Annotated in this window: 12 protein-coding genes; 10 read left to right on the top strand and 2 right to left on the bottom strand. The window is 69.1% G+C overall.

Features of this window, described 5'->3' with window-relative positions:
* Both ACZ79I_RS13480 and ACZ79I_RS13475 read right to left on the bottom strand, forming a co-directional pair.
* Positions 1-1,002, bottom strand: a complete 1,002-nt coding sequence (locus ACZ79I_RS13480) for a hypothetical protein (RefSeq protein ID WP_471497274.1) — start codon at positions 1,000-1,002, stop codon at positions 1-3.
* Entirely contained in the window at positions 995-1,600 is a 606-nt protein-coding gene (locus ACZ79I_RS13475) for an RNA polymerase sigma factor (protein WP_471497273.1), read from the bottom strand. The genes ACZ79I_RS13480 and ACZ79I_RS13475 overlap by 8 nt, the downstream gene beginning before the upstream one ends.
* A gap of 150 nt (positions 1,601-1,750) precedes the next feature.
* Here ACZ79I_RS13475 and ACZ79I_RS13470 point away from each other — a divergent pair, with 150 nt between their 5' ends.
* From ACZ79I_RS13470 to ACZ79I_RS13425, 10 genes are all read left to right on the top strand, one after another.
* Positions 1,751-2,914: a hypothetical protein gene (locus tag ACZ79I_RS13470; protein WP_471497271.1), complete on the top strand. Its 1,164-nt coding sequence runs from the start codon at positions 1,751-1,753 to the stop codon at positions 2,912-2,914.
* Positions 2,915-3,087: 173 nt separating this feature from the next.
* Positions 3,088-3,519, top strand: coding sequence for a hypothetical protein (locus ACZ79I_RS13465; RefSeq protein ID WP_471497269.1), 432 nt, complete (start codon positions 3,088-3,090; stop codon positions 3,517-3,519).
* A 503-nt stretch (positions 3,520-4,022) separates the two neighbouring features.
* Complete coding sequence (locus tag ACZ79I_RS13460) at positions 4,023-5,462, top strand: FG-GAP repeat protein (protein ID WP_471497267.1); 1,440 nt, start codon at positions 4,023-4,025, stop codon at positions 5,460-5,462.
* A 219-nt stretch (positions 5,463-5,681) separates the two neighbouring features.
* Positions 5,682-9,362: a LamG domain-containing protein gene (locus tag ACZ79I_RS13455; RefSeq protein WP_471497265.1), complete on the top strand. Its 3,681-nt coding sequence runs from the start codon at positions 5,682-5,684 to the stop codon at positions 9,360-9,362.
* A 129-nt stretch (positions 9,363-9,491) separates the two neighbouring features.
* Complete coding sequence (locus ACZ79I_RS13450; protein WP_471497264.1) at positions 9,492-16,433, top strand: restriction endonuclease fold toxin; 6,942 nt, start codon at positions 9,492-9,494, stop codon at positions 16,431-16,433.
* Between the two features lie 6 nt (positions 16,434-16,439).
* Complete coding sequence (locus ACZ79I_RS13445; RefSeq protein ID WP_471497262.1) at positions 16,440-16,793, top strand: hypothetical protein; 354 nt, start codon at positions 16,440-16,442, stop codon at positions 16,791-16,793.
* Between the two features lie 203 nt (positions 16,794-16,996).
* Positions 16,997-17,317 carry a 50S ribosomal protein L21 gene (gene rplU, locus ACZ79I_RS13440; RefSeq protein WP_412793873.1) on the top strand — a complete coding sequence of 107 codons (321 nt, stop codon included), beginning with the start codon at positions 16,997-16,999 and terminating at the stop codon, positions 17,315-17,317.
* Between the two features lie 14 nt (positions 17,318-17,331).
* Positions 17,332-17,586: a 50S ribosomal protein L27 gene (gene rpmA / locus ACZ79I_RS13435; protein WP_110628143.1), complete on the top strand. Its 255-nt coding sequence runs from the start codon at positions 17,332-17,334 to the stop codon at positions 17,584-17,586.
* A 187-nt stretch (positions 17,587-17,773) separates the two neighbouring features.
* Complete coding sequence (gene obgE / locus ACZ79I_RS13430) at positions 17,774-19,210, top strand: GTPase ObgE (protein ID WP_471497260.1); 1,437 nt, start codon at positions 17,774-17,776, stop codon at positions 19,208-19,210.
* A 691-nt stretch (positions 19,211-19,901) separates the two neighbouring features.
* Positions 19,902-21,401, top strand: a complete 1,500-nt coding sequence (locus ACZ79I_RS13425; protein WP_471497258.1) for a D-ribitol-5-phosphate cytidylyltransferase — start codon at positions 19,902-19,904, stop codon at positions 21,399-21,401.
* Positions 21,402-21,443: the final 42 nt, after the last annotated feature.

Here is a 21,443-nt window from a genome sequence, read left to right as displayed (position 1 = left end):
TCATGGACGCAGGCCCGCCCTGGCGACGATGCCGGTGGAGAGCCGGGTGGCCGTGGCGAGCACCGTACCCTTCGCCACGAACGGTCCCCCCGAGGACCGGCCGCCCACGTAGTAGTCGAGTCCGGCGATGTAACGGACGCCTCGATAGGCGAGGGAACGGGCGTCCAGGAGTACCTGCATGCCGTTGCGCTCGTACGAGTAGTCACGGAAATGGCCGTTGATGCCGATTGCGAGGACTGCCCGCCCCGCCCCGTCGGTCACCCTGACGGGTTTGCTCGCTCCTTTGAGGCTGGTGATGATCCGCATGATCGTCCGGGCTTTTTCGGGCGGCAGGTTCGGCGTTCCGGAGAGGATCTCCACGACCTCCGCGAAGTCGCGCTGGGCTTGGGTCAGGCGCGCTGTACTGGCGAGTCGGCTGGGGACGGACCGCTTGCGGATCAGCGTCAGCGCGGCCTCGGGGTCGTCGGGGAGCGCGGCCACCAGAGCGTCCGAGTCTTCGGGCGACAGCATGTCCCATCCGGTCTGATACCGGCCCTTCCACACCTCTACGTCGTTCGGATCGTTCGTGCTCCTGTCCGGCATGGCCAGCGCTTCGCCGTCATAGCGGATCCATCTTTCCGTATTGACTTGCTTTGTTGATTTCATGTGGCATGGCTGAGAAGTCGGCGCGAGGTTGAGGAACCCTGTTTCGCTGTATTCGTAGGTGGTCATGGTGGTACCGCACTGCCAGGTGTCCAACCGGACGTGCTGGTACACCCACTGGGTCGGCCGGGGAACGGGTACTGCCGGTGTCGTCGTTTCCTGCCGTAGCGTCAGCGTGGACAACAGGGCCGCTGCCACCACTGCGACCGCCGTGCCGATCGCCTTGAGTTTCCACCATGCGTGCCCGCGCCGCGGGCTGGTGATCTCGGTCAGCAGCCGCTGATGCGCGGGGGCGAGCCGGCTGTGGTCGGGCAGGGGAGCGTCGGCGCGCAGTTGTCGGACTGCGGTCATTTCATCCACTGCCGACCACCCCCGGAAAGTCGCGTACGAGCGTGGGGTCCACGCCTCCGAGGGCGATGCGGATCTTCTTGCGGGCTCGATTGAGGCGGGAACGCACCGTGCCCACGGGGATGGACAGTGCCTCGGCCACCTCCTGGTAGCCGAGATCGGCCCAGGCGACCAGGAGCAGGACGTGCCTGTCGCCCGGCGAAAGATCGGCCAGCGCGCCGGCGAGCGGCCCCTGCGCCGCCTGGGCGGCGACACGGCTGTCGCTGCGCTCGGTCCAGGTGTCGGCGACGGGGTCGCGACCGACACGGGCCAGTGCCTTGAGGGCTCTCACTTCGGCACGGCGCTGCTTTCCGACCAGGTTGGCGGCTATTCCATACAGCCACGGCTGTGCGTTCGGCCGGGTGAGGTCGTATCGCGCCCTGGCGCGGAACGCGGTCAGAAACGTCTCGGCGGTGATGTCTTCGGCCGCGTCCTCGCCCAGCCTTCGGGCTGCGTACCGGTGGATGACTGCCGCGTGCCGGTGGAAGAGCTCACCGAAAAGCTCCGGCTGGGCCAGGGAACCGGCGATGACCGACGCGTCATCGCCGAGTCTGCCGGGCGAGTGGTTCACGCGGTCTCCGTGTCTGCCGTCGGTCGCATACACCCTTTGTTACCCGGAGCCCTCGAACTGGTTCACGATCTTGCCGTGAACCAGTTCGAGGGCTCCGGGTAAGAGAAGTCGTGATGCGCTCCATGGAGCGCCTGGGAGAGTGGAGCTCTGGTGAGGACCGTGGTGAAAGCAGCCGTCGCAAGACCTGCCAGCGCTTTGCTCGCGTTGGGTGCTCTCCTGGCGGCGATGCTGTTCTCCGCCGGCCCTGCGCAGGCTGTCACTCCGCTGCCCGGAGGCAAGGCGAACTGGGTCGTCTCCGTGGGCTCCATGAACCTGGCGTCGACGAACAACTACCGGAACTGGGTGAGACTCGGGTACTACGTCTTCCAGGCCGACGGAACGGTGACCACCAGCTACTGGAGTTGGAACCAGCGGGACCAACCGGTTCGGGTGGATGCGATGACCGCGAACTGCGGCGGCGACGTCCCGGCCTGTGCTGTGCGTACGGTCGACGGGTTCACCGGCACCCCAACCGGCGGTTACTCGGGTACCTTCGGCTACTCGTCCGACGGACGACTTCTTGTGACGTGGACCATGACCGCCGCCGGAGCCACCCTGGCGCAACCCCTCACCGAGCACTGGAACGTGACGGCCGAACTCGCCGCCGGGGGTATGGCCCGCATCACCAGCCCCACGTTCTACGGCGCCTACGGGAACGATGTGGAGATCCCGGCGCCGGGTGCGTTCTCCACGTACTCAGCGAACTTCGGAGTGGGATACGGCAGCAACGCATCACTGGACCGGGCAAGCCGGGCGTCGATGAGCCAACTCGTCAACGATGCGCGCTACAACGCGCAGCCTTATCGGGGTGCCTTCGTGGTGGCCAAGGCGTCATCGTCCGACCCCGCCACCAGGACGGGCATCGTCGGGCGCGAGGGGGCGGGGGGCACATGGACCTTCGGAGCTGCCCCAGGTCCGTGGAGGCTGTGCAGCGGCAGCCCGTGCATGGGCTGGCTCCAGCCCAATACCTCGTGCGCGGGTACAGACAAGGATCGCGTGCGTTACATCGGGGAGATCGGCGGGGGCAGGCGCAACACTGAGGAGTACTGGTGCCAGTCTCTGGCCCAGGGGCAACCCTGCTACCTGTACAACTCGCATCCCCGCCCGATGCTCCAGGTCATCGACGATCTCGGCGAGTTCCAGGGATGGGTCGGCGTCGAGGCATTCAGCCATGTGGATACCCGCACAGGGCTGCCGGACGGCAGTTGGGTCGAGGGCTACTGGGGAATCTTCGACATGGTGTCCGCCGAGCTGCAGCCGGAGTTGCCGTCCTGACCGTCGATGAGACCCCATGCGACGAGACCCGAAAATGGGCCTTGGAGAACGTCATTGTCACGCTCGTGCACATCAACGCCGACGGGACGGATGAGTGGCTCGGATCGAGGACTGAAGTCCTTCCCGTTCACTCGTCGAGGAAACCCGTTCGTACCCGAATAAGGGAGTTGGAAATGAAGAAGTGGAAGCAGGTCGCGGTGCTGCTGTCTTCGCTCATGGCGATGTCCGTTCTGCTGCCCGCCTCGTCGGCGCAGGCGGCGGCCAACTCCGTGACGCCGTTCGTGATCAGCTACGGCAACACCGAACTCAAGGGGGAGTTGAGCTGGTACAACCGGTCCGTGGGGTTCGAGGGTGTCAACACGGTCGCGAGTGGATCGGGGTGCCGACAGGGCTGGTTCAGGGCGGGGAACGGAGTGATCCACGACTACGGTTCGACCAGCATGCGATGCGTGGCAGGCGCCTGGCCCTTCGCGGGGACGCTCACGATCGACCAGCCCGGCGGCGCGGAATACGTCGATATCTCGTATTTCGAGGCCGCATCGTCAACCTCTGACTTGCGCCTTATCGGCGGACTGCACTGCACGCCGAGCGGCTGCGTTCATTAAGGCTCCTGGCGGAATGAGCGCCTGGTAATTCGGGGTTTGTGAACAGTCGCCTGGCGCTGTCGCTGTTCCCGAAGGACCTGGCCGGCTGGTCAAAGGTCTGGACGCGCTCGCCTCCGCGGCGACGTCTGCTGGACGGACGACGACCGCAGCCCTGAGCTCCAGGTCCAGGCGCTCGGTCACATCGCAGACGGAGCCCGGTCCGGCTGCGCGCGGTCACGGTCACCTCGAGCGCTCGGGCCGGGTTGCCGGTGGCGTGTGGTGCGGACCCTGTGGAGGGCATGTGAAGCAATTGTGACCTTTGTCACGCGCTGAGGAAGGGGCAACCGTATTGCATGTGCACTTCAAGTAAAGAGAGGATCACTTGACCTTTTTTAGATCCTCTTTAGGTAGGGGTGTCTGTGCCAGGGGTGGGGAAAACGTGGCGGCGAGCTGCCGCCGCCTGTCTGACAGCTGCGTTACTGACCTGGGGGGCCGGAACCGGGGGAACACCCGCCGCGGCCGCCGTGGCGTGTCCCTCGGGGAGCGAGTCGGACTTCAACGGTGACGGAGTCAGGGACACGGCGATCGCCGACCCCGAGGCGAGCGTCGACGGCGTGCCGAAGGCGGGGGTGGTGCACGTCGTCTACGGCGGCGGCAAGGGCGCCCTCACCCTCTCGCAGGCCACGGCCGACATACCGGGCGCCCCCGAGGCGGGCGACCGGTACGGCTACTCACTGGCCGTCTACGACGCCGACCTCGATGGCTGCAGCGACCTGGTGGTCGGCGCCCCGTACGAGGACATCGGCACCGCGGCCGACTCGGGGAACGTACATGTGATCTACGGCGCCCCGGCCGGGCTGAACGCCGGCGGCAAGGCCGTGAAGGAGTTCTACCAGGGCACCGACAAGGCGCTGGGCGGCACCGCGGAGGCCGACGACTGGGTCGGATACGCGGTCGCGGCCGGGAAGACCTCGGGCGGCACGCCGTACCTGCTGATCGGCATCCCCGGCGAGTCGATCGGCACCGTCGAGGACGCGGGCGGCTTCGCCTACGTCTACGGCACGGCGCAGACCGTCGTCGGCATCAACCAGGACACCAGCACCGGCGGCGCCGTACCCGGAGTGGCGGAGCAGGACGACCGCTTCGGGTCCACCCTCGCCGCGACCCCGACCCACTTCGCGGTCGGCGCACCCGGCGAGGCGCTCGGCACCACGACCTTCGCCGGCGCCGTGACCACGTTCAGCCACACGCTCAGCTCCGGACACCCCACGCCCCTCGGCGGAATCGGCCAGGACCAGGACGCGGTCAGCGGGGCCGAGGAGGTCGGCGACCAGTTCGGCGCCGCGCTCGCCATGGTCCCGTACCGCCCCTCCGGCGCCACCTCCACCACCGAGTCGCTGCTCGCGGTCGGAGTTCCGGGCGAGGACCTGTCCACGACCGTGGACGCGGGCGCCGTGCAGGTCTTCCGCCTCACGGCGAGCGGCACCTTCACCGAGACCGCCTGGATCGACCAGAACACCGCGGACGTGGACCAGGAGGCCGAGCCCGGCGACTTCTTCGGCAGGCGGCTCGCAGCCGTCAACACCTCCCCCAGCGCGACCTCCACGGGCACGACCACCCGGCTCGCGATCGGCGTGCCCGGCGAGGAGTCGTCCGAGGAGCACGCAGAGAAGGGCGGCGTCCAGATCGTCCCGATGGTCGGCGCACCCGGCGCCTCCGACGTCTGGATCGACCCCGGGTACGGCATTCCGTCCGGGCCCGCGCCGCGCATGCTCACCGGTCTCTCCCTGGGAGCCACCCCCTCGCTGCTGTACGTCGGCGTGCCGTACGGCCCGGCCGACGGGCGCGCGGTCTACGGCTTCCCCTGGAGCGTCGCCTCCGGCGGGGCGCCGGCCGTGACGATCAAGCCCGGCGAGGGCGGGGTTCCGGCGAGCGGGGTCGCCTTCGGGGCGACCGTGCTCTGAGGACGCGTCAGCGCCCGTCGGACCCGGATGTCCGGCGGGCGTGGGGTCACACGAGAAGCAAGGGGGAGGGGCCCGGTGAGGGCGGCTTCCCCGCAGGTGCCGCCGCCTTCGGAGCGACGGTCCGTCGATGACCCGTCAACCGCGTGACGCATCCCGCCGGATGTGGCGTTCCGGCGACCGGATTCCCGAGACCGACTCAACCGACTGGAGAGTGGACGCGTGTCCGCAGACAGACACAGACCGATACGGCGGGGCATCGCGCTGCGTGCCGCCGTCGCGGCCGCCGTCACCGGCGCGGTGGCGGCGGGTGTGACCGTCCTCCCGGGCAGCGGTGGCACCCCGGCGGGCCAGACGCCGATCGCCGCCGGCCGGCCGATGCAGACCGAGCAGCAGGCGCTGGCCGCCGCCAAGGAGAGCGGCAGGAAGACCGAGGTCGTCGGGCTGCGCACCGAGCGCCGCGAGATCTTCGCCGAGCCCGACGGCACCTTCACCGCCCGCGAGTACACCGAGCCCGTCCGCACGTTCCAGGGCGGCAAGTGGGTCGGCGTCGACGCCACGCTGGTGAAGCGGGCCGACGGCAGCTGGGGCCCGAAGGCCGCCACGGTCGACCTGAGCTTCTCCGCGGGGCAGGCGGGCAAGCCGTTCGTGACCATGCAGCGGGCGGGCCGCGAGTTCGCCCTGACCTGGCCGTACGGCAAGCTGCCCGCGCCGAGGATCGACGGCGACACCGCCACCTACACCGACGCCCTGCCCGGCGTCGACCTGACCGTCCGGGCCGAGGCCGACGGCTTCGGTCATCTGCTGGTCGTCAAGACGCCCGAGGCGGCGGCCGATCCGAAGCTGGCCAGGCTCGACCTGGGCATGGCCACCGACGGCCTGAAGGTCTCGGAGGACACCACCGGCGCGATCGTCGCGGAGGACGCCGCCGTGGGCGGCACCGTCTTCCAGGCCGGCAAGCCCGCGATGTGGGACTCCTCCGCCGTCGAGGAGGCCGCCACCAGGAAGCAGGGCCCCAAGGCCGTCGCGAAGGCGCTGAAGGCCGCGGCGGCCGGCACGGACGCCGCGGGCGCCACCGCCACCACCACCGCCACCGCCGGTCCCGGGACCGGCGACAAGGCTCCCAGGGCCGCCCTGGAAGGCCCGGGCGGCGGCGGACGCGTCGCCCCGCTCGGTGTCGAGGTGGGCAAGGGCAGGCTGAGCCTCGTCCCCGACCAGAAGCTCCTCAAGGGCGCGGGCACCGTCTTCCCGGTCGTCATCGACCCGATCCAGCGCACCACGTCGCGGACCGCCTGGACCGGCGTCATGTCCGGGATGCCCGGCGAGCAGGACTGGAAGTACTCGGGCAGCGCGGGCGTCGGCAAGTGCCCCACCGACTACAACCCGGTCTCCTGCAACGGCGTCGGCGTCCGCCGGGTGCTGTTCACCATGCCGCTGTCGTTCTACAAGGGGAAGCAGATCCTGGGCGCGACCTTCTCCGCCCGGGTGGAGCACATCTACAGCGCCTCCCCGACCGCCGAGCCCATCCGGCTGTACCGGGTCGGCGGCAAGAACTACACGATCACGTCGTCCAGCGACTGGTCCAACACCTCGGACGACTGGGTCGACCACCTGGAGACCGTCGACAAGGCGATCTCCCCGACCTCCTGCTCCAGCCAGGCCAACCTGCACTTCGAGAGCGGGGCGAGCGGTGGGCTGACCTCCGCGGTCAAGACGGCCGCCGCGGACGGCTGGAACGCGATGACGCTGGGCCTCAGGGCCGCCGACGAGACCCGCTTCGCCGAATGGAAGCGGATCTGCGGCAACGCGTACCTGTCGATCAAGTACAACACCCTGCCACGGCAGATCAAGACGTCCGACATGTCGAGCGACCCCGGCGGCCTGTGCAAGTGGGGTTCCACCCGCGAGTACACCGAGGTCCCCCCGAAGCTCCAGGCCATCGCCAGCGATCCGGACCACGGCAACGGCCAGACCGACAAGGTGAAGGTCGAGTTCAAGGTGGAGTGGACCGACCCCACCACGAAGGAGGCCAAGTCCTACACCTACCTGACACCGGACTGGCTCTCCCCGACGACCAGCACCAAGTTCACGCACACCGTCAAGTCGACGATCCCGCAGAACACCGTCATCTACTGGAGCGCGCGGGCCTACGACGGCGACGGCTACGGGCCGTGGAGCTGGGAGGGCGACACCGCGCAGCGCTGCGAGTTCATCTACGACAAGACGCTGCCCGGCAAGCCCAACGTCCTGTCCAAGCAGTACCCGTCGGACACCGTCTACCACGACGGCGTGGGCACCTACGGCACCTTCACCTTCGCACCCAACCCCAACGACTCCATCCCCGACACCGACGTCGTCAAGTACCGGTACGCCTTCGACAGCACCGCGAGCCCGGCGACCACGGTCTCCCCGTCCGCGGCGGGCGGTTCCGCCTCGGTCCAGTGGATGCCGACCCGGGCCGGACGGCACTGGGTCGACGTGATCGCCGTCGACAAGGCGGAGAACCCGAGCACCAAGGCCCACTACGAGTTCCTGGTGAGCGAGGGCACACCGGTCGTCGCCCAGTGGAACCTCGCCGACCAGGCGGGTGACGCCGAAGCGCACGACGAGAGCGGCGAGTTCTCGGCCACCGCGGGAAGCGCCGTCGTCTTCGGCGCGGACGGCCCCGGCGGCAAGGCCGACAAGGCGGCGCGCTTCGACGGCGGTGCCGACTCCTACCTCGACGTGAGCGAGACCGTGCTCGACACCGCGAAGAGCTTCAGCGTCAGCGCCTGGGTGCGGCCCACCGCGCTGGACAAGGACATGGCGGTCGTCAGCCAGGACGGCACCGGTGAGCCCGGCTTCACCCTCGGCTACGACGCGTCCGCGCAGACCTGGAAGTTCTCCGTCCCGGTCAACGACGTCGACTCGCTCGGTGAGTGGAAGGCCGTCTCCACCGGAGTCACCCCGGTCAAGGACCAGTGGGTCCTGCTGACCGGCGTGTACGACGCGCAGAAGAGCGGCGGCCCGCAGCTCCAGCTCTACATCAACAAGGACCTGAAGGCATCCGCCACGCGACGCTCCACCTGGAAGTCGTACGGGCCGCTGCAGATCGGCCGTGCCACCGCCAAGAGCGGCTACCGCGACAACTTCAGTGGTGACCTGGCCGAGGTCAGGGCCTTCGACCGGGTCCTGCCCGCCGCCCAGGTGGCGGAGCTGATGACCGTCAGACCGGAGCGCAAGGGGTACTGGCAGCTCGACGACGCCACCGGTGGCGCGTCCGCCGAGACCGGCGGCGGCCAGGCGCTGACCCTGGCGGGCAACGCCTCCATCTACCGCCCGGCCGACCCGCTGTTCGACATCGCCGCGCTGGTCGGCGACGGCAACCTGGTCCTGGACGGTGACGGCGACTACGCGTCCACCGCCACCGCCCCGGTCACCGGCGCCGGCAGCCTCACCGTGACGGCCCGCGCCCAGCTCACCTCGCTGGACCCGGTCAAGTCGCAGACGGTGCTGTCGCTGCCGGGCGCCAACGCCAACCGCGTCCAGGTCCGCTACCAGGCGGCCACCGGCCAGTGGGAGCTGGCAGTCGCCAAGACCGACGCGGCGGGCGCCGAGGTCGTCACCTTCACCGACGACCAGGAACTGCCCGACACCGGCGGCTCCGGCCAGCACCTCGCGGTCGTCTACGACGCCTTCGCCAACTCGATCCGGCTGTATGTCGAGGGCCAGCTCGTCGCGGGCGCCTACGGCAAGGACGACACCCTGTGGTCCGCCGGCGGCGGTCTGCAGGTGGGCCGTTCGCTGCACGGGGCGAGCGAGTACTTCGCCGGGGCGATCGACGAGGTGCGCGTCTACAGCGGGGCGGCCGACCCGGTCGCGGTGCAGCAGATGGCCGGACTGACGGCGCTGCCAGATATGTGACGGGCAGTCACCCCTGTGGTGTGCCGGGGCTGTTCGGCCCCGGCACACCTCCCCCTTCTTCTTTGTGAGTTCCTCCTCCGACCAGGGAGTTGTCCGATGCTCTTCCGTGGCCGCTCATTGAGCCGCCGCATGCCCAGACAGACGGTCGTCGCGACAGTGCTCGGGCTCTCGCTCGCGCTGTCCGCATCGTCGGTCCAGGCCATGGCGCTCGACGACGGCGCCCGGGGCCGCACCAGCCGCCCCGGCGTCCAGGACGACGGCGACCCCGCCCGGGGCTTCGCCGCGAAGGCGAAGCCCCGCCCCTCCGACGCGGCGCGCAAGGCCGCGGTCAAGGGGCTCGACAAGGCGGTGTGGCCCAGGCAGGGCGGCGCCGAGGTGAGGCTGGGCGGCTCCGCGGAGGCGGGTGGCCTGCCGGTCAGGATCCTCGAACCCGGTACCAAGACCGGCACCAAGACCGGCACCAAGACCGGCACCAAGACCAGCACCGGTACCGGGCCCAAGACGGTGGCCAGGACCGGGACCAGGGGCCTGAAGGCGCCGGGCAAGGTGCGCGTCGACGTCCTCGCCCCCGAGCGCGCCGCGCGGCTCGGCGCCGGCGTCCTCCTCGGCATCGAGCGCGCCGACGGCGCCGGCCAGGCCGCCAAGGTGCGGCTGACCTTGGACTACTCCGAGTTCGCCGAGGGCTTCGGCGGCTCCTACGCCTCCCGGCTGCGCCTGGTGCAGCTCCCGGCCTGTGCCGCCGTGGCCGACCCCGGCAGCAAGGACTGCCCGCAGCAGCCGAAGGTGCTTCGGACGGTGAACGACGTGCGGGCCGGCACCCTCTCCGCCGACGTGACCGCCGCCCCGGCCGCCGCGAAGGGCGCCTCCACCATGGCGGTCGGCGCGACGTCCCTGGTCGCGGTGGCGGCGGGTCCGTCCAGCGCACAGGGCACCTACCAGGCGACCGCGCTGTCCCCGTCGGCCAGCTGGAGCGTCGCCCCCTCCTCCGGAGCGTTCAGCTGGGACTACCCGCTGCGCACGGTTCCGGCCCCGGGCGGGCTGGTTCCCAGCGTGGGCCTCGGCTACTCCTCCCAGTCGGCGGACGGCCGCACGGCGGCGACCAACAACCAGGGTTCCTGGCTCGGTGAGGGCTTCTCCTACGACCCGGGATACATCGAGCGCCGCTACAAGCCCTGCTCCGACGACGGCCACGACGGCTCCGGCGAGCAGTGCTGGGCGTTCGACAACGCCACGATCATGCTCAACGGCAGCTCCGGCGAACTGGTCAAGGACGACACCACCGGCGAGTGGCACATGTCGGCCGACGACGGCACCAAGGTCGAGAAGCTGACCGGCGCCGTCAATGGCGACAACGACGGCGAGTACTGGCGCGTCACCACCCCGGAGGGCACCGAGTACTACTTCGGGCAGAACCGCCTGACGGGCTGGGCCACCGGCAATGAGGAGACCGACTCCGTCTGGACGGCCCCCGTCTTCGGTGACGACTCCGGCGAGCCCTGCTACAACGCCACCTTCACCAGCGCCCACTGCAAGCAGGCGTGGCGCTGGAGCCTGGACTACGTCAAGGACACGCACGGCAACGTGATGTCCTACTTCTACGGCCGCGAGACCAACCACTACGCGCTCAACGGGAAGACCGACGTCAACGGCACCGCCTACGACCGAGGCGGCTACCTCAAGCGCATCGACTACGGCCAGACCGACGGCAACGTGTACGCGGCGAAGGCCCCGGCCCGGATCGTCTTCAACGTCGACGAACGCTGCCTGCCCACCGCCGACTTCGACTGTGCGGAGAGCAAGCGCACCAAGGCGAACGCCGCCCACTGGCCGGACGTCCCCGTCGACCAGGAGTGCAAGGCCGACACCAAGTGCACCTCGCCCGTGCAGACCTTCTGGACGACCAAGCGGCTGACATCGATCGTCACGCAGATGCGCAAGGACGCCACGACCTACTCGGACGTGGACGCCTGGTCCTTCACGCACCTGTTCACCGACAACGGCGACGACTCCAAGACGCTGTGGCTGTCGAAGATCGACCACGAGGGCCGCGCCGGCACGGCGGTGCAGCTGCCGTCCGTCGAGCTCTTCGGCGAGCAGCTCGCCAACCGCGTCGACGCGATCGGCGACAACATCGCGCCCTTCCACCGCTACCGCCTGTCGGCCGTCCTCAGTGAGACGGGCGCCCAGCTCGACGTCAACTACGCCCCCACCGACTGCACCAAGGAGACGCTGCCCGCACCGGGCGAGTCGACCAAGCGCTGCTACCCGGTGAAGTGGGCGCCGCCGGGCTACATCGACCCGATCACGGACTGGTTCCACAAGTACGTCGTCTCGGCGGTCGTCGAGACCGACCGCACGGGCGGCAGCGACCAGATGGTCACGCGCTACGACTACCAAGGCGACGCCGCCTGGCGGAAGGCGAAGCCGGACGGCATCACCGACGACAAGTACCTGACCTGGGGCGGCTGGCAGGGCTACGGCAAGGTCAAGGTCACCAGCGGCGGCGCCGACCGGCAGACCACCCGCGTGGACTACACCTTCATGCAGGGCATGGACGGGGACAAGGACCCCGCCGGCAACACCCGCTCGGTGACGGTCAAGGACTCCACGGGAGCCTCCTACACGGACGCGGAGGAGTTCACCGGCCACCAGCTGGAGGCGGCCACCTACGACGGTGACAAGCTGGTCTCCAAGATGATCTCCACCCCGTGGAAGCACTACACCGCCACCCAGACGAAGAGCTGGGGGACCACTCGCGCGTCGATGGTGCGCACCAGGACCGGCCGCGGCTTCAACCTGAAGTCCGACGGGACATGGCGGGAGACGAAGTCCACCACGACGTACGACACCTCCAACGACACCGGCCGCGTCCTGGAGATTGACGACCAGGGCGACGTCTCCACCGCCAAGGACGACAGCTGCACCCGCACCACGTACGCGGACAACACGGCGAAGAACATCCTCTCGCTGCCCGCGCGCAGCGAGGCGGTGTCCGTGGCGTGCTCGGCCACCCCCGACCGCAGGACCCAGGTACTGGCGGACGAGCGCACCTCCTACGACAACGGAGCGTTCGGCGCGACCCCGGCGAAGGGTGACGCGACGAAGACCGAGCGGCTGGTCTCGCACGACGGCACCGCGGGGACGTACCAGGTCACCGGCACCACGACCTACGACTCCTACGGCCGTCCGCTGTCCCAGAAGGACGCCAAGCAGAGCGAGACGAAGACGGTCTACACCGAGACCAACGGCCTGCTGTCGAAGACGGCCGTCACCAACGCGCTCGGCCACGTCACGACCACCGACTACGCCCCGGCCTGGGGCATGTCGGCGGGCCAGACCGACCCGAACGGCAAGCGGACGGACCTCGCCTACGACGCGCTGGGCCGACTGACCTCGGTGTGGCTGGCGGACCGGGCGTCGACCCAGACGCCGAGCATCAAGTACTCGTACAACGTCCGCAAGGACAAGGTCACCTCGATCAAGACGGAGAAGATCGAGAACGACGGCTCCTACGGCGCCGAGTACCAGCTCTACGACAGCATGCTGCGGCCCCGCCAGATCCAGACCGAGGGTTCGGACGGCACCCGCATGGTTGCCGACACGTTCTACGACGGCACCGGCAACATCAAGAAGACCAACCTGACGTACAACGCGGCCGGCGCGGCCGCGGACGACCTGCTGCTCGTGCACAACGGCGAGGTCGGCGCGCAGAGCCTGCTGGAGTACGACGGCCTGGGCCGCACCACGGCCGAGATCTTTGCGGTCGCGGGCGTCGAACAGTGGCGCACGACCACCGCGTACGACGGCGAGATGACCCACATCGACCCGCCGACGGGCGGCGTGCCCACGACGACGGTCACCGACGGCCAGGGCAACGTCTCCGAGATACGGCACTATCGGGGCTCCACGCCGGGTGCGGGCGTGCCGTACGACTCGACGAAGTACACCTACACACCCGCGGGCAAGCTGGAAACGGTCACCGACGCCAAGAACAACGTGTGGCGCTACGAGTACGACCAGCTGGGCCGCAAGATCACGTCGATCGACCCCGACGCGGGCACCTCGCGCACGGAGTACGACGAGCTGGACCAGCCGGTTACCGCGTACGACGGCCGCAACAAGAAGACCTCCACGGTCTACGACAAGCTCGGCCGCGTCGTCAGCACCTGGCAGGGCAGCCCCACCACCGGTACCAAGCTGAGCGAGACGAAGTACGACAAGGCGGGCTGGCTGGGCCAGGCCTATGGCTTCCTGAGCTATGTCTCGCCGACGGAGTACTTCGCCACCGCCATCCAGTCGATGGACGAGTTCTACCGCCCGCTGAAGACCGCCTACCAGGTCCCCGCCTCCCAGGGGTCCCTCGCCGGCACCTACGTCTTCACCAGCACGTACAACCGGGATGGAACGGTCCAGAGCGCTGGCCTGCCGGCCATCGGTGACCTGCCGGCGGAGGTGGTGACCTACACGTACGACGCGCTCCAGCGCCCGATGACGATGACGGGCACGACCTCGTACGTCACCAACACCGTCTATTCCAAGGAGAGCCACCTCCAGCAGCTGGAGCTGTCCACGGGCAGCGGCAAGAAGGTCTGGCAGACCTACGACTACGAGAAGGGCACCGACCGGCTGACCCGCTCGGTGGTCGACGTCTACGGAGCCACGGCCCCCGCGAAGGAGTCGAACTACTCCTACGACCAGGCAGGAAACGTCCTGTCGATCTCGGACACGGCCAACGCCTCGGCACCGGACGTGCAGTGCTTCGCCTATGACGGCCGGCAGCGGCTGACGGACGCCTGGACCCCGGCGGCATCGGCTGCGGACGCGGCGGGCTCCGGCACCAGGGGGTCCACAGCGCCGCTGGACGGCACCGGCCCGAAGGCATGCGAGAGCGCCCCGGGCGTGAATCCGCTCGGCGGCCCGATCCCGTACTGGAAGTCGTACGAGACCGACGCCATCGGCAACCGAGTCTCCGAGGTCAACCACGACACCGGCCTGGACGCGGCGAAGAACATCACCCGCAGCTACGAGTACGGCGGCGCGGGCGCCCAGGGCGACGGACCGCACCAGCTCACCAAGGTGGTCGAGAAGACCCCGACAGGGGACAAGCAGTCGACGTACGAGTACGACGACGCGGGCAACACCACCAAGCGCACCATCGGCGGCAACGCCCAGTCCCTGGTCTGGAACGACTCCGGGAGGCCGAGCGAGGTCACCGAGGCGAACGGCTCGAAGACCAGCTACCTCTACGACGGTTCCGGCAGCCGGGTCCTGCGCAAGGACTCCTCCGGCACGACGGTGTACCTGCCGGGCACCGAGCTGAAGCTGTCGGCCGACGGCACCAAGAAGGAGGCCACCCGCTACTACGACTACGCCGACCAGACGGTCGCGGTCCGCACCGCCGGGAAGCTCTCCTTCGTCGCCTCCGACCACCACGGCACGGGTGAGCTGGCCATCGATTCCACGACTGGAGCTGTCTCCCAGCGGCGCTTCGACCCCTACGGCGTCGAGCGTGGCGAGAAGACCGGCACCTGGCCGGGGGAGAGAGGCTTCGTCGGCGGCACGATCGACACCTCGACCGGGCTGACCCATCTGGGAGCCCGGGAGTACGACGCCTCGATCGGCAAGTTCATCTCCGTCGACCCGATCATCGACTACAGCCGGCCGAACCAGATCAACGGCTACGCGTACGCCGACAACTCCCCGGTCACCCTCTCCGACCCGTCCGGTCTGGAGAGTTGCTTCCCGTACTCGTACTGTTCGGCCTACTCGGGCACCTACGCCCCCGAGACCGGCAACAAGGAAGTAGACAAGGCGCAGTCGGAGGCTGACCAGGCGTCCAACAACGTGGCGGCGGCACAGTCACAGCAGTCCACCGCCAAGCAGCGCATCAAGTCGGCGGGCAAGATGCTCGTCAAGATCGTCCGGGACATCCTGGGCGTGGACGCGGCCCTGGACTGCATCTCCAGCGGAGACGTCGGCGCCTGCGGCGAGACCCTGCTCAACATCGCCGGCAGCTTCGCGGGCGGCCTGGCGGGCAAGATTCTCGCCAAGTACGGGGCGCCCTGGAAGTGGGCCAAGGGGCTCAAGCTCGTCAAGCGGGTGACCGGCCTGGTCGAGGATCTGATCGGCGGCGCCCAGGACCTCTACAAGGCCAACAAGGCACTGGGAGCGGCGAGAGCCAGTCTGGCCAAAGCCGTCGACAAACTGGCGGACGCCAGGAAGAAGGCGGCGGAGGCACTCAAGAAGCGGACCAGGTCTGAGCCCGAGTGCCACAGCTTCCTGCCCGGTACGAAGGTCCTGCTGGCGGACGGCACCACCAAGCCCATCGAGAAGGTGAAGCTCGGCGACAAGGTCACCGTCACGGACCCGGAGACGGGCAGGACGACGGTCCGGGAGGTCGTCGGCACCATTGTCACGGAGGACGACAAGGACTTCGTCGACCTCACCGTGAAGGACCACTCAGGCACGGCCCGCGCGCTGGTCTCCACGACGACACATCCGTTCTGGGCCGAATCGGAGAAGCGGTGGATCAAGGCCGGCGATCTGAAGCCCGGCATGGAGCTGCGCACTCCGTCCGGTGAGACCGTCGAGCTGGCGTCGGCGCGGGTGTGGCACAAGTGGCAGCGCACGCACGACCTCACCATCGACGACATCCACACGTACTACGTGTCGGCGGGGACGACCCCGCTCCTCGTGCACAACTGCGGACTGAAGGCATCTGACAAGGTCAAAGAGCTGGTGGCCCAGGGCAAGACCAGAGAGGCCGCTGATGTGCACTACGAAGACATGGTGCGGGCGCGTACCGGCGGGACGTCCGAGATGATCAACGGGCGTGAGATCGACGTGGTCACCAGCGACGCGCTCATCCAGGTGAAGCGGACCTGGACGGCTGTCAACCGGCCGAAGAACTTCCTGAGCAAGTCCACGAGGAAGCAGATCAAGGCGACTCTGGAAGCGGCGGACGAGAGGGGACTGAGAGCCGAGTTCTGGTTCAAGTACGGTGTCCACCGGGATGTCCGGGACTACATCGAGGGCAAGGGCGGAATCGTGCGCACCGGATTGGGGGACTGACCGCCGATGGGACGGTACTTCAACGTCCGGGGGTTTCTGGACTGCGACTACGACGACCTGAGCGCGATTCGGGACGTCGTGGAGCACTACAGGACCGAGGGGGCGCGGTTTCACCTGACCGATGAAGCCGCCGCCCTGTACCTGGACGGGTGGTTGTACCAGCAGAGGGAGATCAATTGGATCGCCCACGTGTTCTTCGGGGCCTCCATGCGCAGCGGGGGTGTGGACCTCGTGCTCGATCTGCTGGAGCGGCTTGCGGAGTCCGTCCCGGATCTCGAAGGCACCTTCTTCGTCGATGACGACGAAGGCGGTCCTACGCGTCGATGGGACGTGGCCGACGGGCGCGTCATCACGCGTTAGGCGATTCGGCCGGGGCCCGGTTTGACCCCTCAAGCCGGGCCCCGTAACCTTGACCGTCGGCGTGTCCACAGACCCGCCACATCCCCGTAAACCTCTTCCTCCCGGGCACGGGCCGCAAGGGCCGTTCGGGAGAGGTCGTCCGCGTGTGTCGCAGGGCGGCTGGACTGCGGGGGTGCCGTCCCGAGCGAGAGAGTGAGATCCGCGTGTACGCCATCGTGCGCAGCGGTGGTCGCCAGCACAAGGTTGCTGTCGGCGACATCGTTGAGGTTGACAAGATTTCCACTGCCAAGGTTGGCGACACGGTCGAGCTCTCGACCCTGCTCGTGGTCGACGGCGACTCCGTGACCAGCGACCCGTGGGTGCTGGCCGGGATCAAGGTCCAGGCCGAGGTCGTGGACCACCACAAGGGCCAGAAGATCGACATTCTGCGCTACAAGAACAAGACCGGTTACCGCCGTCGCCAGGGCCACCGCCAGCAGTACACGGCGATCAAGGTCACCGCGATCCCCGCGGCTGCGAAGTAAGGGACTGAGGAGAGATGGCACACAAGAAGGGCGCATCGTCCACCCGGAACGGTCGCGACTCCAACGCCCAGCGGCTCGGCGTGAAGCGCTTCGGCGGTCAGGTCGTGAACGCGGGTGAGATCCTGGTCCGCCAGCGCGGCACGCACTTCCACCCGGGCGCGGGCGTCGGCCGCGGCGGCGACGACACGCTGTTCGCCCTGCAGGCCGGCGCGGTGCAGTTCGGCACCCACCGTGGCCGCAAGGTCGTGAACATCGTTCCGGTCGCCTGATCACCTGAATCGCCTGAATCGGCTGATTCACGGTTTTCGACCGAACATCTCGCGAGGCGGACCTCACTTCCCGGTCGGGAAGGCGGGTCCGCCTTTCGCTTGTTGCGCGAGAGACCGCAAGAGATCGTAAAAGACCGCAAGAGACCGCAAGAGACACCTTCCGCACCGTTTCTGGAGGCACTGCACCATGACCACCTTCGTGGACCGCGTCGAACTGCACGTCGCCGCGGGTAACGGAGGCCACGGCTGCGCCTCCGTGCACCGCGAGAAGTTCAAGCCGCTCGGCGGCCCCGACGGCGGCAACGGCGGCCGCGGCGGCGATGTGATCCTCACCGTCGACCAGTCCGTCACGACGCTGCTCGACTACCACCACTCCCCGCACCGCAAGGCCACCAACGGCAAGCCCGGCGAGGGCGGCTTCCGGTCCGGCAAGGACGGCCAGGACCTGGTCCTGCCGGTGCCGGACGGCACGGTCGTGCTCGACCGGGCGGGCAATGTGCTCGCGGACCTCGTCGGACACGGCACGTCGTACATCGCCGCCCAGGGCGGCCGCGGCGGGCTCGGCAACGCGGCGCTGGCCTCCGCCCGCCGCAAGGCGCCCGGCTTCGCGCTGCTCGGCGAGCCCGGGGACCTGCGGGACATCGTGCTGGAGCTGAAGACGGTCGCGGACGTGGCCCTCGTCGGCTACCCGAGCGCCGGCAAGTCCTCGCTGATCTCCGTGCTGTCCGCCGCCAAGCCGAAGATCGCCGACTACCCGTTCACCACCCTCGTCCCGAACCTGGGCGTGGTCACCGCGGGCGCCACCGTGTACACCATCGCCGACGTGCCGGGGCTCATCCCGGGCGCCAGCCAGGGCAAGGGGCTCGGCCTGGAGTTCCTGCGGCACGTCGAGCGGTGCAGCGTGCTCGTGCACGTGCTGGACACCGCCACACTGGAGTCCGACCGCGACCCCCTCTCCGACCTCGACGTGATCGAGGAGGAGCTGCGGCAGTACGGCGGTCTCGACGACCGTCCGCGGATCGTGGTCCTCAACAAGATCGACGTGCCGGACGGCAAGGACCTGGCCGACATGGTGCGGCCGGACCTGGAGGCCCGCGGATACCGCGTCTTCGAGGTGTCCGCCGTGGCCCACCTCGGCCTGAAGGAGCTGTCGTACGCCCTCGCCGACCTGGTCGCCAGGGCGCGCGCCGCCAGGCCGCAGGAGGAGGCGACCCGGATCGTCATCCGGCCGAAGGCGGTCGACGACGCGGGGTTCACGGTCACCCGCGAGGACGAGGGGCTGTTCCGCGTGCGCGGCGAGAAGCCGGAGCGGTGGGTGCGCCAGACCGACTTCAACAACGACGAGGCCGTCGGCTACCTGGCCGACCGGCTGGCCCGCCTCGGCGTCGAGGAGGAACTGGTGAAGGCGGGCGCCCGGGCCGGCGACGGCGTCGCCATCGGGCCCGAGGACAACGCGGTCGTCTTCGACTGGGAGCCGACCCTGACGGCGGGCGCGGAGATGCTCGGCCGGCGGGGCGAGGACCACCGCTTCGAGGCGGCGCGGCCCGCCGTGCAGCGCCGCCGGGAACGCCAGGCCGAACGGGACGAGGCCCTGCGGGAGTTCGACGACTTCGAGCCGTTCTGACGGAGGCCGGCCGGTGGGCGCCGGGTGGCCGACTGCGGCTCCGGGAGGGGCCGGGGCGGCTCCGGCCCGCTGTAGGGCACCCCGTGGCCGGTTGCGCCGTCCACGGCGCCGGCGCCCGGGCGCGTCCCGGAGACGGCGCCGTGCCCGGACGCCTCGCCACACCCCGGGTGCGGCGGACCCCGGAGCACCGCCGGGCCCTGCCCCCGGGGCTCATCCGTGTCGCAGGCTTCTCTCAGCTCCGCTTCAGAAAGTTCCCCTATGGTCCGTTGACCATGGACGCGGACGGTACGGCGAGAGCCGGCCCGCTTCACGAGCCGCCGGACGTGGCGGGGCGCGTTGTATGCGAGACCCGCGCCCCGGCGGCGCCGTCCGCGGGTCTCGGCTCACCGGATGACGCGGGTGACGCGGGTGACCGTGCGGGCGCGCCGCCCGCGCGGGCGGCGAGGCGCGCCGGACCGCGTGACCGGAATGCAACACGGGGGAAAGCGCGGGGAAAAGACGGGCCGAGACCCGTGTGGAGTTACTCACGGCAAATCCGGACAATTCGACCGGGTGTCTTTGGTAATCGCCGAGGGTGCAAGATGAATGGCAGGTTGCGCTCACATATGCAGCAGAGGGCGCTCACCTTGCACTTCGCTTACCGAAAGTGGGACCATCCGAAGGTTCCCTGAAGCCCCGAGGTAGGTCACCTGTGTCAGAGCGCATAGCCAAGCCCCGTACCACCGCAGTGATCCTGGCTGGTGGGACCGGTCAGCGCGTGGGTCTGTCGATTCCGAAGCAGCTGCTGAAGATCGCCGGCAAGGCGGTGATCGAACACACGCTGACGACCTTCGAGAAGGCCGACTCCATCGACGACATCATCGTGCTGATGGCGCCGGGCTATGTGGGGGACGTGGAGAAGATCGTCGCCAAGGCGGGCTTCGCGAAGGTGACCCACGTGGTCGAGGGCGGCGCCACGCGCAACGAGACCACCGAGCGCGCCATCGCCCTGCTCGGCGAGGGCCTGGCCGAGGACGAGGACCGCAACGTCCTCTTCCACGACGCCGTACGCCCCCTGCTGTCGCAGCGCGTCATAGACGACTGCGTCGCGGCCCTGGAGCGCTACCAGGCCGTGGACGTCGCCATCCCGTCCGCGGACACCATCATCGTGACCCGCACGCACGGTGAGGACGGCGAGTTCATCACCGAGATCCCCGACCGCTCCCGGCTGCGCCGCGGCCAGACCCCGCAGGCGTTCAAGCTGTCCACCATCCGCCGCGCCTACGAGGTCGCCGCGGGCGACCCCAACTTCCAGGCCACCGACGACTGTTCCGTCGTGCTCAAGTACCTGCCGGACGTGCCGATCCACGTCGTCGCGGGCGACGAGTACAACATGAAGGTCACCCAGCCCGTCGACGTGTTCATCGCCGACAAGCTGTTCCAGCTCGCCTCCACCGCCGCGCCGGAGCAGAACGGCGCGGAGGCGTACCGCGAACTCCTCGACGGCAGGACCGTCGTCGTCTTCGGCGGCTCGTACGGCATCGGCAAGGACATCGCCGAACTCGCCGAGTCCTACGGCGCCGCGGTCTACGCGCTGGGCCGCTCCACCACCGGCACGCACGTCGAGAACCCGGAGGAGGTCGACGACGCGCTGTCCCGGGCGTACGCCGAGACCGGGCGCATCGACTACGTCGTCAACACCGCCGGCGTGCTGCGCATCGGCAAGCTGGCGGAGACCGACAACGCGACCATCGAGGAAGCGCTGAAGGTCAACTACCTGGCCCCGGTGCAGATCGCCCGCTCGGCGTACAAGTACCTCGCCGAGACCAAGGGCCAGTTGCTGCTCTACACGTCCAGCAGCTACACCCGCGGCCGCGCCGAGTACAGCCTCTACTCCTCGACCAAGGCCGCCATGGTCAACCTCACCCAGGCCCTGTCCGACGAGTGGGCCGCCGACGGCATCCGCGTCAACTGCATCAACCCGGAGCGCACCGCGACCCCGATGCGCACCAAGGCGTTCGGCCAGGAACCCGCGGGCACGCTGCTGTCCTCCGAGGCCGTGGCGCGCGCCTCGCTCGACGTCCTCGTCTCCGGACTCACCGGCCACGTCATCGACGTACGCCAGCAGGATCCGACGGCGGGGGCGGGCCGGGAGACCGGTTTCGAGGCGGCCCTGGCCGCGGTCCTGGACCGGCAGGACGGCGTGGCATAATCGACGGTCAAAATGACTTCCCGGAATTCAGGCCTCTGTGAT

This window comes from Streptomyces sp. PSU-S4-23 (assembly GCF_055632315.1).
This window is presented reverse-complemented; position numbering and strand designations above follow the sequence as displayed.

Coding starts and splice junctions, on each gene's coding strand:
- ACZ79I_RS13465 (WP_471497269.1), top strand. CDS start 3,088: ATGAAGAAGTGGAAGCAGGTCGCGGTGCTGCTGTCTTCGCTCATGGCG.
- ACZ79I_RS13450 (WP_471497264.1), top strand. CDS start 9,492: ATGCCCAGACAGACGGTCGTCGCGACAGTGCTCGGGCTCTCGCTCGCG.
- ACZ79I_RS13445 (WP_471497262.1), top strand. CDS start 16,440: ATGGGACGGTACTTCAACGTCCGGGGGTTTCTGGACTGCGACTACGAC.
- rpmA (WP_110628143.1), top strand. CDS start 17,332: ATGGCACACAAGAAGGGCGCATCGTCCACCCGGAACGGTCGCGACTCC.
- obgE (WP_471497260.1), top strand. CDS start 17,774: ATGACCACCTTCGTGGACCGCGTCGAACTGCACGTCGCCGCGGGTAAC.